9 protein-coding genes and 2 pseudogenes are annotated in these 13,428 nt (G+C 53.2%); 4 read left to right on the forward strand and 7 right to left on the reverse strand.

The genetic code is table 11. The features are described 5' to 3' along the window. Positions 1-195: 195 nt before the first annotated feature. A pseudogene (sulA, locus tag BBW68_RS03815) lies at positions 196-703 on the forward strand (SOS-induced cell division inhibitor SulA). A 346-nt stretch (positions 704-1,049) separates the two neighbouring features. After that, positions 1,050-2,108 carry a porin OmpA gene (gene ompA / locus BBW68_RS03820; protein WP_070134069.1) on the forward strand — a complete coding sequence of 353 codons (1,059 nt, stop codon included), beginning with the start codon at positions 1,050-1,052 and terminating at the stop codon, positions 2,106-2,108. 83 nt (positions 2,109-2,191) lie between these two features. Here ompA and matP read toward each other — a convergent pair whose 3' ends face one another. Then, the gene (matP, locus tag BBW68_RS03825; protein ID WP_070134070.1) at positions 2,192-2,647 is read right to left on the reverse strand and encodes a macrodomain Ter protein MatP; all 456 of its coding nucleotides are present in this window, start codon (positions 2,645-2,647) and stop codon (positions 2,192-2,194) included. Positions 2,648-2,832: 185 nt separating this feature from the next. Between matP and BBW68_RS03830 the strand changes: the two genes are divergently transcribed. Both BBW68_RS03830 and fabA read left to right on the forward strand, forming a co-directional pair. Further along, positions 2,833-4,593, forward strand: a complete 1,761-nt coding sequence (locus tag BBW68_RS03830) for an AAA family ATPase (RefSeq protein ID WP_070134071.1) — start codon at positions 2,833-2,835, stop codon at positions 4,591-4,593. Between the two features lie 68 nt (positions 4,594-4,661). Then, positions 4,662-5,180, forward strand: a complete 519-nt coding sequence (gene fabA, locus BBW68_RS03835) for a bifunctional 3-hydroxydecanoyl-ACP dehydratase/trans-2-decenoyl-ACP isomerase (protein ID WP_070134072.1) — start codon at positions 4,662-4,664, stop codon at positions 5,178-5,180. Positions 5,181-5,271: 91 nt separating this feature from the next. On the opposite strand, the gene rmf is transcribed toward fabA, so the two are convergent. The 6 genes and pseudogenes from rmf to rlmKL form a co-directional block, all read right to left on the reverse strand. Next, a complete protein-coding gene (rmf, locus tag BBW68_RS15670; protein WP_083264791.1) occupies positions 5,272-5,439 on the reverse strand; it encodes a ribosome modulation factor in 168 nt (55 codons plus the stop codon). A gap of 279 nt (positions 5,440-5,718) precedes the next feature. Next, entirely contained in the window at positions 5,719-6,279 is a 561-nt protein-coding gene (gene pqiC, locus BBW68_RS03840) for a membrane integrity-associated transporter subunit PqiC (RefSeq protein WP_070134073.1), read from the reverse strand. Beyond that, positions 6,279-7,898, reverse strand: coding sequence for an intermembrane transport protein PqiB (gene pqiB, locus BBW68_RS03845; RefSeq protein ID WP_070134074.1), 1,620 nt, complete (start codon positions 7,896-7,898; stop codon positions 6,279-6,281). Before pqiB ends, pqiC begins: the two co-directional genes overlap by 1 nt. Beyond that, entirely contained in the window at positions 7,885-9,159 is a 1,275-nt protein-coding gene (gene pqiA / locus BBW68_RS03850; protein ID WP_070134075.1) for a membrane integrity-associated transporter subunit PqiA, read from the reverse strand. The genes pqiB and pqiA overlap by 14 nt, the downstream gene beginning before the upstream one ends. 37 nt (positions 9,160-9,196) lie before the next feature. After that, a pseudogene (locus BBW68_RS03855) lies at positions 9,197-11,106 on the reverse strand (ABC transporter ATP-binding protein); the annotation flags it as partial. Positions 11,107-11,112: 6 nt separating this feature from the next. Then, the gene (rlmKL, locus tag BBW68_RS03860; protein ID WP_070134076.1) at positions 11,113-13,230 is read right to left on the reverse strand and encodes a bifunctional 23S rRNA (guanine(2069)-N(7))-methyltransferase RlmK/23S rRNA (guanine(2445)-N(2))-methyltransferase RlmL; all 2,118 of its coding nucleotides are present in this window, start codon (positions 13,228-13,230) and stop codon (positions 11,113-11,115) included. Positions 13,231-13,428: the final 198 nt, after the last annotated feature.

Below are 13,428 nucleotides of genomic sequence, written 5' to 3' on the forward strand. Positions count from 1 at the left end.
CACAAATGACCATAACTCGTCATTTTTCGGGCTTCGAAATCGCCTTGTCAGACAGAGCGAGCGTCCTTTCCCCCAGCTCGAATGGATCGTGGGTACGGTGATACCCAGCGCTGTCCGACAAGCAAGATTAAGGTTGATCTTTGCTCACCGTAGATATACTGTATATCCATACAGCTACCTGTGAGCAAAGACACCATGCGCACTCATTCTCTGAAATCTCAATCTGTTACTCGTGCCCTGCACTTTCCTTCATCCGCATCTGCCTGCGGTAATGGTCTGATCAGCGAACTGACTTACAGTGAGAATCAACTTGGTATGACTCAGCTACTGCTGCTGCCGTTGCTGCAACAGTTAGGTACGCAGTCGCGCTGGCAGCTGTGGCTCACTCCGCAGCAAAAACTGAGTCGCGACTGGCTTCAGCGCTCTGGGTTACCTTTGGATAAAATGATGCAGTCCCCTCACTCCACCACCATCACCACCGTTGAAGCGATGATCAAAGCGTTGAGCACGGGAAATTACAGCGTGGTTTTGGGTTGGTTGGAGGAGGAAGTATCAGAAACGGATCGTATACGTTTGCAACGAGCAGCGAATTCTGGACAGGCTCTCGGACTGATTATGCGCCCAGAAGGCCCGGAAGAGTTCCCTTAACCTTCCATCTAGGCCGTTAAATGGAATAAAAATTCACTCTAGTTTGTATCATTAAGTAAAATTGAGATTTTTCTCGGTTTTTTTCTTTACCTGCCCCGCTTTAACCCTCTGATTATGATATGACGCGGCTAGACAATGGTTTAGCTGCGTTCGCAGACCATTTTTTCAGCAAAGAATTCACCCTTAAATGTTAAAAAATGTGTATGAAACTTTTTTTTTGCCGAGCACCGGCACATCTTACTTGTAAGTTTGCTGGTACGTTGTAGACTTTAGCTTGCTAGGTTGCTCAATAACCTCCTTTTTTGGAAGAGTCATAATCGAGCTACATAACCCGGCGAAGGATTAAACCAAAGAGCTAACTTAAAGCTCATAGCCTATTTGGATGATAACGAGGCGCAAAAATGAAAAAGACAGCTATCGCAATTGCAGTGGCACTGGCTGGCTTCGCTACCGTAGCGCAGGCCGCCCCTGAAGATGACACCTGGTACACCGGTGCTAAACTGGGCTGGTCTCAGTACCACGACAAAGGTTACTACGGTAACAGTTACCAAGATAACGACGGCCCATCTCATGAAAGCCAGCTTGGTGCTGGTGCATTCTTGGGTTATCAGGCGAACCCATACTTAGGCTTCGAGCTGGGTTATGACTGGTTAGGCCGTATGCCTAACAAAGGCTACCAGGTTAACGGCGCATTCAAAGCACAAGGCGTTCAGCTGGCAGCTAAATTAAGCTACCCAGTAATGGACGATCTAGACGTGTACACCCGTCTGGGTGGCATCGTATGGCGTGTTGACTCCACTCAGCAGGTTGTTGGCGGCGATCGCATCAGCGACCACGACACCGGTGTTTCTCCACTGGCAGCGGTTGGTGTTGAATACGCAGTGACCAAAAACTGGGCAACCCGTCTGGACTACCAGTGGGTTAACAACATCGGTGACGCAGGTACCGTTGGTGCGCGTTCTGATAACTCCATGCTGAGCGTTGGCGTTTCATACCGGTTCGGTCAGGATGAAGCAGCTGCTCCAGTTGTTGCTCCAGCACCAGTTGTTGAAACAAAGCATTTCACTCTGAAGTCTGACGTGCTGTTCAACTTCAACAAAAACACCCTGAAGCCAGAAGGCCAGCAGGCTCTGGATCAGCTGTACACTCAGCTGAGCAATCTGGATCCTAAAGATGGCTCTGTTGTTGTTCTGGGCTATACTGACCGTATCGGTTCAGAGCAGTACAACCAGAAGCTGTCTGAGAAACGTGCACAGTCTGTAGTTGACCACCTCGTTTCTAAAGGCATCCCTGCTAGCAAGATCTATGCACGTGGCAAGGGTAAATCTAACCCTATCATCGGCAGCACCTGTGACAGCGTGAAAGGCCGTAATGCCCTGATTGACTGCCTAGCGCCAGACCGTCGCGTAGAAATCGAAGTTAAAGGCATCAAAGACGTTGTGACTCAGCCACAGGCTTAGAGTCCATCAGTCATAAAAAAACCCCGCCTAGCCGGGGTTTTTTATTGCCGGTAGCTTTTCCTGTAGCGCTAACAGGATAGCGCTTATTCAGGCTTGCCCAGAATGGCTTTCAGATCCTGCTTGAGCGACGACATCTGGCTGGCGTAGTGCTCTTTCCTTTCCGCATCTTCAATCAGCTGCACGATCGTTTCCGAGAGTGTGCTGTTACGGCACTGTGCTAAACTCGCTAGGCGCTGCCACACCAGATACTCCAGATCGATAGATTTTTTACGCGTGTGTTGGTGCTCGGCGTTGAAATGACGTTTGCGTCGCGCGCGAATCGTCTGTTTCATGCGGTTTTCAAGCGCCTGATTAATGTGCAGGTTAATCCACTGCAATACTTCAACCGGCCGGTTTTCCATGACCAGCAGTTCATCCACGGCTGCCTGTACTGCGCTTAATTCGATATAGCGCGTGATCAATTCACCCTCGCGGTATTTTTTGACCAGATACTTCCACTTCCAACTGCTTTCCAAATTTTCCAGTTGTTGATATTTCATCGGAATCTCATGCTGACCACATAACGGGGTAAGAATAACAGCTTTTTTTAATCAGGCTGTAAAGAAAATAGGACCAGCAGGGGGAATGTGAGATCGCCCTAGTTTCAAGCGCATGTCTACGGTGGTTAACAGACTGAAATCTTGTATAATGCCGCTTTTATTCATTTCAGAAATATACGATAACTTTGACCAATAATCGATTAGAGTGGCGCGCCCTACAGCCCGATACCGAACGCTTCCAGCATCTCCTCTCGCAGGCAGTTGCTGCCGATGCAGAGTGCTTTGCCACCGTACAGGCTCGCCTGTTTAATGGCCTAAGCTTATTGCTGCAAACCCCGGCAAAAGTGCCGCTGATGCTGGTTAAAAGTCCTGAAAGCGCGGAATATCTCACGCTGTTGCAGGATATCCTCACCTCAATGGCGGCTGATGATAGCGATGAGTCTACCCTCTACGGCGGCCACTATACGCTGAGTGGGCAATCCGTCAGCTGGTGCCCGGCTGAAAGGACCGAGGATAACTTCGCCAGCGTGGGCGGCGTCCATCAGGCTGGGTGGATTGAAATGGAACAGCTTTTTGGCTGTATGCGCCTGCATCAATCTGCCATAACTTTGACCCCTGGCCTAGTACATCTTGCCAACGGTGGCGTACTTATCCTCTCCTTGCGGACCTTGCTGGCGCAGCCGCTGATGTGGCTGCGCCTAAAGCAAATTATGGTGAATCAGCGCTTTGATTGGTACTCCCAGGATGAAACCCGCCCTCTGCCGCTCGATATCCCTGCTATGCCAATGCAGTTCCGTCTGGTACTGATTGGTGAGCGTGATGCGCTGGCTGATTTCCAAGAGATGGAACCCGACCTAGCTTCCCTATCGCTCTACAGCGAGTTTGAAGACAATATCCAGCTGGTTGATGATGAAGACTTCAGCCATTGGATCCAGTGGGTGAAGAATATTGCTCAGAACCTAGGTTACGAAACGCCAGCGGCTGATTTCTGGCCGGTGCTGATCCGTGAAGCGGCACGCTACACGGGCGATCAGGATAAGCTGCCCCTTGACCCAATGTGGCTGAGCCGTCAGCTGCAGGATGCCGTTCAGTACAGTAAAAACCTCAGCGTCAGCGCCGAAAACATGCAGGATGCGCTCAGCACGCGCGAATGGCGTGAAGGCTTCCTAGCTGAACGTATTCGCGATGAAATCCTGCTCGATCAGATCCTGATCGAGACCGAAGGCGAAATGATCGGTCAGATTAATGCCCTGTCGGTGATTGAATTCCCGGGTCATCCACGCGCCTTTGGTGAGCCATCGCGTATCAGCTGCGTGGTGCACATTGGTGACGGTGAGTTCAATGACGTTGAGCGCAAAGCCGAGCTGGGCGGTAATATTCATGCCAAAGGCATGATGATCATGCAGGCTTGGCTAATTGCTGAGCTGAAGCTGGAACAGCAGCTGCCCTTCTCCGCCTCGCTGGTGTTCGAGCAGTCTTACTCTGAAGTCGATGGCGACAGCGCCTCGCTGGCTGAGCTGTGCGTTTTGATTAGCTCCCTAGCTTCTCAGCCGATTAACCAGCAGCTGGCGGTGACCGGATCTGTCGATCAGTTTGGTCGCATGCAGCCGGTGGGTGGACTGAACGAAAAAATTGAGGGCTTCTTCGACATCTGTAACCAGCGCACGCTGAGCGGCACCCAAGGGGTGATTATCCCGGCAGCTAACGTGCGTCATCTGTCATTACAGCAGGAAGTAGTCGATGCCGTGCGTGACGGAAAATTCCACCTGTGGGCAGTCTCCAGCGTGAAAGAAGCGCTGTCGTTACTCACCGGCGTTGAATGGGATAAAGAGCAAGGCCCATGCCTGCTTGGCACCATTCAGGAACGTATTGCACAATTTAACCAGCAGGATCTGCGCCATCGTCCATGGCCGCTGCGCTGGCTAAATTTGTTTAACCGTAGCTGATCGGACTTTTTCGGAGTACACGTGTAAGCTAGACTCCGTGATTCACTAAAATAAGGCTTATTGAGAATATGGTAGATAAACGTGATTCCTATACAAAAGAAGATCTGATTGCCTCCGGTCGCGGTGAACTGTTTGGCGCAGAAGGCCCGCCATTGCCTTCTGGCAACATGCTGATGATAGACCGCGTCGTTAGGACGAGTGAAGACGGCGGTAACTACGGTAAAGGTTTCGTTGAGGCTGAACTGAATATCAATCCAGACCTGTGGTTCTTCGACTGCCATTTTATCGGCGACCCGGTCATGCCTGGCTGCCTCGGCCTTGATGCTATGTGGCAGCTGGTTGGCTTCTACCTCGGCTGGTTAGGCGCTGAAGGTAAGGGGCGCGCGCTGGGTGTAGGCGAAGTGAAATTCACCGGTCAGGTGCTCCCGACCGCGAAGAAAGTTTCCTACCGTATTCATTTCAAGCGCGTTATTAACCGTAAGCTGGTGATGGGCGTGGCTGATGGTGAAGTATTGGTCGATGGTCACGTTATTTATACCGCTACCGACCTGAAAGTGGGCCTGTTTAAAGACACCACTGCTTTCTAACATATTTTTAACCGAATAATTCGTTTGGTTATGACGGTTAAAACGAAGACCTCCGCTGGAGCGGAGGTCTTTTCCCTATCGATAACAGGCGTTACGCAGTAACCGTCCTGTCCTCCATAGCTTGTCGCCAGCCTCCCAGCCAGTGAGCTCGAGCATCCAGCATCTGATACGGACACATCTCTTTAGAGCGTCCTTTAATGCCTGCATGGTAACCTCGTGATTCTGCTCGTTCAAGACGATCTCGTTTCTGTCTCTTCATGCCGCGTTTCCCTCATTCTAGTTTGATGGATTCTGGTGGAAAGAAAACAGTGGTCACACTTTGTGCAGCCACACATAAGTTCTACCGCGACTTTACACAAAGATCAACGCGCAAATTTCACGCCAGTGTCATAATGTTGAATCAGACCGTGCATGCTGACTGCGGTAATCTGCCGCCCCAAGCGCCTCCAGCCTTTTGATTAACAATAAAAAAACCTTTGATTGTGCAAAATTCTAAATCTGCAATAATCAAAGGTTTAGGCCGTTAGTAAATTTTTGCTTAATGTTGGTGTATTACTGCATTAGCCACCTGCCCCACCACCTGCTGCCATCCTTTAGCTAATGTTATTACTAACGCATCGTAACCATCTTCGTTTTGCGCGAGGTCGAATGCAAAAGGCTGCCGGGTCAGTTTGCCGTCATGCTCCAGCGTCCAAGCGCCGCTCACCACCACGTGCCCATCATAGCGGCCATGGAAACCCATCACGCTAACATTCAGCGTATCATGCTGCTCACCCATCAGCGTGGATGACACCAGCACGCCAGGCAGGGCAGCACTCAGGTTACTCACCAGCGTTTGCTGCAGCTGCTGATCTAGCGGACTGGCCCACTGATTGTTGGCGGCAATCACGAACTGCACATCGTTGCTTTGATATACCACGCCGTTGCCCGCCAGATAATCGGGCACGGAAACATGCTCCACCCACACCGGGCGGAACACATTCTGACTGCTGGCCGCCACGGAGCTGCCCGCGGCGGCCAGCTGGTAGTAGACGGTTTGCGGCGTGCCGCTACAGGCGCTCAGCACCAGCACTAGGGCTACAGGGATCCATTTCATCATTATTTCGCCCTCTTCGGCTGTGGGTCTTGGCCAGGTTTTGCTTCAAAGAACAGTGCATTACTCTTGCTATTCAAGGTTTTCAATACCGGCTGCAGCTCGCGCAGCACCTGGTCGAGACGCTGCATATCGCCCACCATCTTGCTATAGGCTGGTGAACCCGGCTGGAAGCCTTTCATACTGCGATTCAGCTCACGCAGAGTTTTCTGCATGTCCGCCGGCAGCTTCTGCATTGACTGGCTGTCGGTAATCTTGTTCAGATTACCCAGAGTTTTCTGCAGCTCTTTCAGCGTGCCGATCGCTTCATTCAGCATCGGGTTTAGCGGTAGATTATTGATCTTATCCAGTGACTCCATCAGCCTCTGCTGGATCTGCGTCAGGCCACCGCTCACCGTTGGGATTAGCTCATAATCAGCGAAACTCTTCGGTCCGGCATAAGGTCTAGCGTTGCTGTAGAAATCGAGATCGATATACAGCGAGCCGGTTAACAGGTTAGCTGATTTCAGGGAAGCACGCAGACCACGCCCAATGCCATCTTTCAGATGCTGCTCAAAGTTGAAATCGTTACCAAGCTGCTTCTGGAAGCGATCCGGTTCAATGTGGATCAGCACCGGAATGCGATAATCATCGTTCAGACGCTGTGCAATGCCAGGCATAGTAAACGGCACTTCTGCCACGGTACCGAGGCGAATGCCGTGGAACTCGACGGGTGCGCCCGGCTGCAGACCGCGGATGGAATCGCTGAAGAACAACAGGAAGTTTTTGTGCGCAGTATACAGGGAATCCTGAATGCTGCGCTGGTCGTTGAACAGGCGATACTCAGTCTTATTCTCGGCCGGTTTACCCAGCTCCCAGCCGTCCGGGACGTCAAAGCTGACGCCGCCGCTAAACAGCGTGGTCAGCGAGCCCATTTCAACGCGCATGCCGGAAGCCGACATGTCCACCGCAATTCCACTGTCTTTCCAGAAGCGCACATTGCTGGTTACCAGACGATCATAAGGCGCGGAGATGAACAGCTGATAGGTCATCATGCGCTTATCCGCATCAAAGGCGCTGGTTTCCACCGTGCCAACCTGGTAGCCACGGAACAGGACCGGATCGCCCGCATTAAGCTGCCCGGCTTTTTCGCTGTCGAGCGTAATACGAATGCCTTTAGCATCCAGCGGAGCCAGCGGCGGTGCATCCAGCAGCTTATACTGTTCGGTTCTTTCACCTTTTAAACCGGGTTGCAGCTCAATATAGGCTCCGGACAGCAGCGTACCTAATCCTGTCACCCCTTCACGGCCAATGGCTGGCTTCACCACCCAAAATGCGCTGTCTTCGCGCAGCAATTTTTCCATGCCGGAATTAAGGCGTGCTTTGATCTCAACGTGGTGCAGATCGTCGGTCAGCACAGCGCTTTCGACGATCCCGACGTTAACGCTGCGACTTTTGATGGTGGTTTTACCGCCCTCAATCCCCTCGGCATTGGTAGTGATCAGCGTCACCTCCGGTCCCTGATGACTAAAGTGATAAAACAGGATCCACGCCCCGATCAGCACAGTAACAATGGGGATGATCCACACCGGTGACCAGCGCTTAATCTGTTCCACCTTGGCGGTATTGTAATTATTGTCCGTCACTTGCAGGCTCCTCAGTACTCTTTTCTCTTACCCGATCCCAAGTGAGACGGGGATCAAACGTCAGGGCGGCAAACATCGTCAGCATCACCACCACCGCGAACAGCAGTGCGCCAATCGCGGGGTAGATACTCATCAACCTTCCCATGCGCACCAGCGCTGACAGCACTGCGATAACAAATACATCAACCATTGACCAGCGCCCGACAAACTCCACCACTTCATAAATCTTGTGCATTCTTTTACTGTCCTGCCGGTTGCTGCCGCGCCCGTTGGCATCCCAGCACAGCCAGCCGATAGCGATCATCTTCAGCGAAGGCACCATAATACTGGCAATAAAAATCACCAACGCAATCGGCCAAGAGCCATCACTCCACAACAGCACAACCCCGGCCATAATCGTTGAGGTCATTTTGCTGCCGAACGCCTCGGTAACCATAATCGGGATCAGGTTGGCGGGAATATAAAGCAGCATGGAAGTGAATAGCAGTGCCAGCGTCCACTGCAGGCTGTCCTTGCGGCGGGCGTGCCCCTTACTGCCGCAGCGTGGGCAGATCAGCGTATCGCTGCTCAGCACGGCGGTACAGCAGCGGCAGGAGCGCAGCCCCTGACGCAGGCCGCTGATCCCCGCCAGCGGCTTAGCTGGCAGTCCAGGTAGCGGAGCTACGCGCGCCCACAGCGTGCGGCGTTCGGTATACTGGAAAGCGCGCATCTGCAGCAGGCAGAACAGGCACCACGGCACAAAGCTGGTGCCTATGCCGATATCGCCATAGGCCATCAACTTGACGAAACTGACCAATACACCGGCGAGGAAAATCTCCGCCATGCCCCAGGTTTTTAATTGGAACAGCACGCGTGCCATCAGCTGTTTGAGCGGCGTCGGCATCCGCAGGCAGTTGACCAGTAGCAGGATTAGCACCATACAAACGGCAGGTAGGCCCTGTACAAACAGCAAAAACAGCATTGCAAGGCTGCTGTAATCGTCAGAAACCATCACGCTGGGTATTTGCGGCAGTGTAATTTCGCTGCTCAGCCCGGCAACCTGCATATTGATAAAGGGAAACAAATTTGCCAGCATCAGCATCAGCAGCGCTGCCAGCGCATTGGCGGTGGGCCGCTTGCGCGGCTCATCCCAGTTAGACTGAAGCGTGGTATGACAACGTGGGCAGCTTGCCTTGCTGCCCGGTCCGATAGCGGGCAACTGTGTCATCAAGTCACACTGCGGACAAAGCATCCAGTGATGCGCGTGGTGCGACGAATACATACTTCACCCTCTGTGGTAGGGAAAAACGGCCGTATCTTCCGCCGTTTTGTAACGATTCCAGATATTCCCTGCGCTCGAACGCCACTTCCAGCTTCTGCTTCGCCTGAGCCAGCGCGTCGAGAACAGGCTGGGTCACCTCACGCGGCTGAGTGAAGAAGTCGCCGTCGGCAACCTGAACCTAGTACAACCAAGGCGGGCTTCGAGTGCTTCAATTTGCTTCGGCAGCTGTTCCAGTTCTTGTTGCAAATTGTAGCTCGGCTTAGCGGCAGGTTTTTTCGCTGCTTCACTTTTTGCGATTTTCTGACGCGGCTGCGCGCTGGTAGGTTTGGCGCTGACGCGATTCTGCTTAAACGCTTTGCGCTGCAGCTGGGCATCGTGGTAGCCGCCCACAAAGGCACCGATTTCGCCGTTGCCTTCAAAGATCCAGCACTCGGTCACGGTGTTGTCGACAAACTGACGATCGTGGCTGACCAGCAGAACCGTGCTCTCATAACCGTCAACCAGCTCTTCCAGCAGCTCAAGCGTTTCCACATCGAGGTCGTTGATCGGTTCATCGAGGATCAGCAGGTTGCTTGGCTTAAGGAACAGGCGCGACAGCAGCAGGCGGTTACGTTCACCGCCGGACAGCGCGCGCACCGGAGTCATCGCACGCTTTGGATAGAACAGGAACTCCTGCAGATAGCCCAGCACGTGGCGCGGCTTACCGTTAACCATCACTTCCTGCTTACCTTCCACAAGGTTGTCGATCACCGTGCGGTCCAAGTCTAGCTCGGCGCGGTGCTGGTCGAAGTAGGCCACTTCCAGCTTGGTCCCGATATGTACGCGGTCGCTGTCAGCTTTCAGCTGGTCGAGCATCAGTTTCAGCAGCGTGGTTTTACCGCAGCCGTTAGAGCCGATCAGCGCGATTTTGTCGCCGCGCTGAACTTGGCGGGAGAAGTCACGCACCAGCTGTTTGCTGGCAACGGAATAGTTGACGTTTTCCAGCTTAAAGACAATCTTGCCGGAGCGCGAAGCCTCTTCCACCGGCATGTTGGCTTTGCCCATCACTTCACGGCGGTCTGAACACTCGCTGCGCAGGGCTTTTAGCGCACGAACGCGCCCTTTATTACGCATTCGGCGGGCTTTGATGCCCTGACGGATCCACACCTCTTCCTGCGCCAGCTTGCGGTCGAATTCGGCGTTCTGCATCTCTTCGACGCGTAGCGCTTCCTCTTTGCTGGTGAGATAGAGGTCGTAGTCGCCCGACCAGGAGACCAACTTGCCACGGTAGAGGTCGACAATGCGCGTTGCCATGTTGCGGATAAAGGAGCGGTCATGCGAGATAAATATAATGCTGCCCTGGAAGGTTTTCAGGAAGCCTTCTAGCCAGTCAATGGTCTCAATATCAAGGTGGTTGGTTGGCTCATCGAGCATCAGCACTTTCGGGTTGCTGACCAGCGCACGGCCGAGCGCGGCTTCACGCAGCCAGCCGCCGGAGAGTGAAGAGAGCTGCGTTTCGCCGTCCAGACCGATCTGCTGCTGCACATCGTGAATACGGCTTTCCAGCTGCCACAGGTTTTTGTAATCCAGAATCCCCTGCAGGCGCGCCATCTCATTAAGATTTTTATTGCTCGGATCTTCCATCACCTTGTGCGATATCGCGTAATAGGCCTTCAGATGTTCTGCCTGCTCTTCCACGCCTTCGGCGACGAAGTCATACACCGAACCTGGCACTTTGCGCGGCAGATCCTGCTGGAGGCGCGCCATCACTAGGTCCTGCTCATAGATAATACGCCCGTCATCCAGCGGCTGTTCGCAGTTGATGATCTTCATCAGGGCGGATTTACCCGTCCCGTTACGACCAACCAGACAGACTCGCTCGTTTTCTTCGATGTGCAGTTCAGTGTTATCCAACAAAGGCGCGTCGCTGAATGAGAGGTAAGCGCCATGAATACTGATTAGTGACATAAAAACTTATTCCTTACCGGTTTGAGTAATCAGCCAACAGTTGTGAATTTGACGGTTACGGGCGAAATCCTGAGGCTGGGTTTTCGCAGTAATTTCGGTTGCCGCAAGACCCAGTGCTTCGAGTCCGGCGAGATCCATTTTGAAATCGCGCTTATTATTCGAGAACATCACGGTGCCGCCTTTGCGTAGGATACGCTTCAGATCTTTCATTAGATCGAGGTGATCGCGCTGCACATCGAAACTCTCTTCCATACGTTTAGAGTTGGAGAACGTCGGTGGGTCGATAAAGATCAGGTCGAACTGTTCATCCGCATCGCGCAGCCAGCTCAGGCAGTCTGCCTGCATCAGGCAGTGCTGACGGCCAGAAAACCCGTTCAGGCGCATATTACGCCCCGCCCACTCCAGATAAGTGCGTGACATATCAATGGTCATGGTGCTGCGCGCACCGCCCAAACCAGCGTGCACACTGGCGCTGCCTGTGTAGGCGAAGAGGTTTAGGAAGTCTTTGCCCTTGCTCATCTGGCCCAGCATTTTACGCGCAATACGGTGATCGAGGAACAGGCCGGTGTCGAGATAATCCGTCAGATTAACCCAAAGTTTAGCGTTAAATTCGCCAACTTCGAAAAAATCACCCTTTTCGCCCAGTTTCCGGTACTGGCTTTTCCCTTTCTGCTTCTTGCGGGTTTTCAGCACCAGCCGGTTCGCCGGCAGTTCCATCACGCTGAGCGTGGCAGAAATCACATCGAACAGACGCTGACGCGCTTTGCCCGGATCGATGGTTTTTGGCGGCGCATACTCCTGCACCACCACCCAATTGCCGTAACGGTCAACTGCGACATTATAGTCTGGCAGATCGGCATCATAAACGCGGTAGCACTCGATCCTTTCCTGGCGCGCCCACTTATCGAGCTTCTTAAGGTTTTTACGCAGACGGTTGGCGTAATCATCTGCCAGCTGACCGGCCGCGGCACCCGTTGGGTTCTTTGCCAGCTGGTAGTTTTTCTGCACGCAGTCCAGCGGACCGTTTTTCGCCTTGAACTGGCGATCGGCACGCAGCTGCAAGCGGCTCAGCAGTTCCGGCGAGGCGCTGAACAGCGACAGGTTCCAACCGCCAAAGTGCGTCTTCATCAGGTGCCCGAGCTGGCCGTGCAGAGCAATGAGCGCCGGTTCGCTGTCCAAGCGTTCACCGTAAGGCGGGTTACTCAGAACAGTGCCGGTGCTGCCCTGTCCCAGCGGATTGGTCAGCTTCAGCATATCCTGAGTGGTGAACTCGATGAGCTGCGAAAGCCCGGCATTACGGGCGTTGGCATGAGCACGTTCGATCACGCACGAATCGTTATCGTAACCATAAAAGCGCGAAGTGGTGGACTGCACGCCTTTGGCCGCGCGCTCTTGGGCATCGCGCGTCACGTCGTTCCACAGCGGCTGGTTGAAGTTGTTCCAGCCAGTAAAGCCCCAGTGCTTACGCTGTAATCCCGGCGCACGATCGCAGGCGATCATCGCCGCTTCAATCAGCAACGTGCCGGAACCGCACATCGGGTCGACCATTGCAGAATCCGCCTGCCAGCCGGAACGCACTACGATAGCCGCTGCTAGGCTCTCTTTCAGCGGTGCTTGGCCGGTCTGCTGGCGATAGCCGCGCTGATGCAGGCCCTCACCGCTGAGATCCAGCGCAATGCTGGCGGTGTCTTTATTCAGCCAGACGTTGACGCGAATATCCGGCTGCTCGCGATCGACATTCGGGCGCGGCAGATTTTTACGCGTAAAGCTGTCGACGATGGCGTCTTTCACTTTCAGCGCGCCGTACTGGCTGTTGCGGATCACGTCGTTCAGGCCGCTGAAGTGCACGGCGAAGGTTTTATCGCTGCCAAACATCGCCGGCCAGTCAATGGCCTGCACGCCGAGGTAGAGATCTAGGTCGCTGTAAACGCCGCATTCGGTTAATGGCAGCAGAATACGCGAAGCTAGGCGGCTCCACATCAGACTCTGGTACATCAAACGATCGTCGCCCTGGTAATGTACGCCGCCCTGGACTACCTGGCAGCTTTGCGCTCCCAAGGCTTCCAGTTCACTTTTTAACAGCTCTTGGAGCCCACGCGCCGTACTGGCAAACAGAGAATTCATGCGTCACTTATCATCATCAGAAAATTGCTGTGCATTATAGCTGATCATGGCGGCATGTCATAAAGCTAGCTTTTTTTGCGACAGAAACCGGCTTTGTTGAATAATAGGTAATCATGCTGTTTTAATATGCCGGTTTTGGACAAAGATGCTAGGCTGTGTCCCTTAATTGTATAATCTTTTGTAAAACAGTCGGATACA

Origin of the sequence: Candidatus Erwinia dacicola (assembly GCF_001756855.1) — a bacterium.
In the GTDB taxonomy this organism is placed as follows: Bacteria; Pseudomonadota; Gammaproteobacteria; order Enterobacterales; family Enterobacteriaceae; genus Erwinia; species Erwinia dacicola.

Bases quoted from the DNA above. Each gene is read 5' to 3' on its own strand.
- rmf (WP_083264791.1), bottom strand. From the start codon at position 5,439: ATGAAGAGACAGAAACGAGATCGTCTTGAACGAGCAGAATCACGAGGT.
- pqiC (WP_070134073.1), bottom strand. From the start codon at position 6,279: ATGATGAAATGGATCCCTGTAGCCCTAGTGCTGGTGCTGAGCGCCTGT.
- fabA (WP_070134072.1), top strand. From the start codon at position 4,662: ATGGTAGATAAACGTGATTCCTATACAAAAGAAGATCTGATTGCCTCC.
- pqiA (WP_070134075.1), bottom strand. From the start codon at position 9,159: ATGTATTCGTCGCACCACGCGCATCACTGGATGCTTTGTCCGCAGTGT.
- rlmKL (WP_070134076.1), bottom strand. From the start codon at position 13,230: ATGAATTCTCTGTTTGCCAGTACGGCGCGTGGGCTCCAAGAGCTGTTA.
- matP (WP_070134070.1), bottom strand. From the start codon at position 2,647: ATGAAATATCAACAACTGGAAAATTTGGAAAGCAGTTGGAAGTGGAAG.
- ompA (WP_070134069.1), top strand. From the start codon at position 1,050: ATGAAAAAGACAGCTATCGCAATTGCAGTGGCACTGGCTGGCTTCGCT.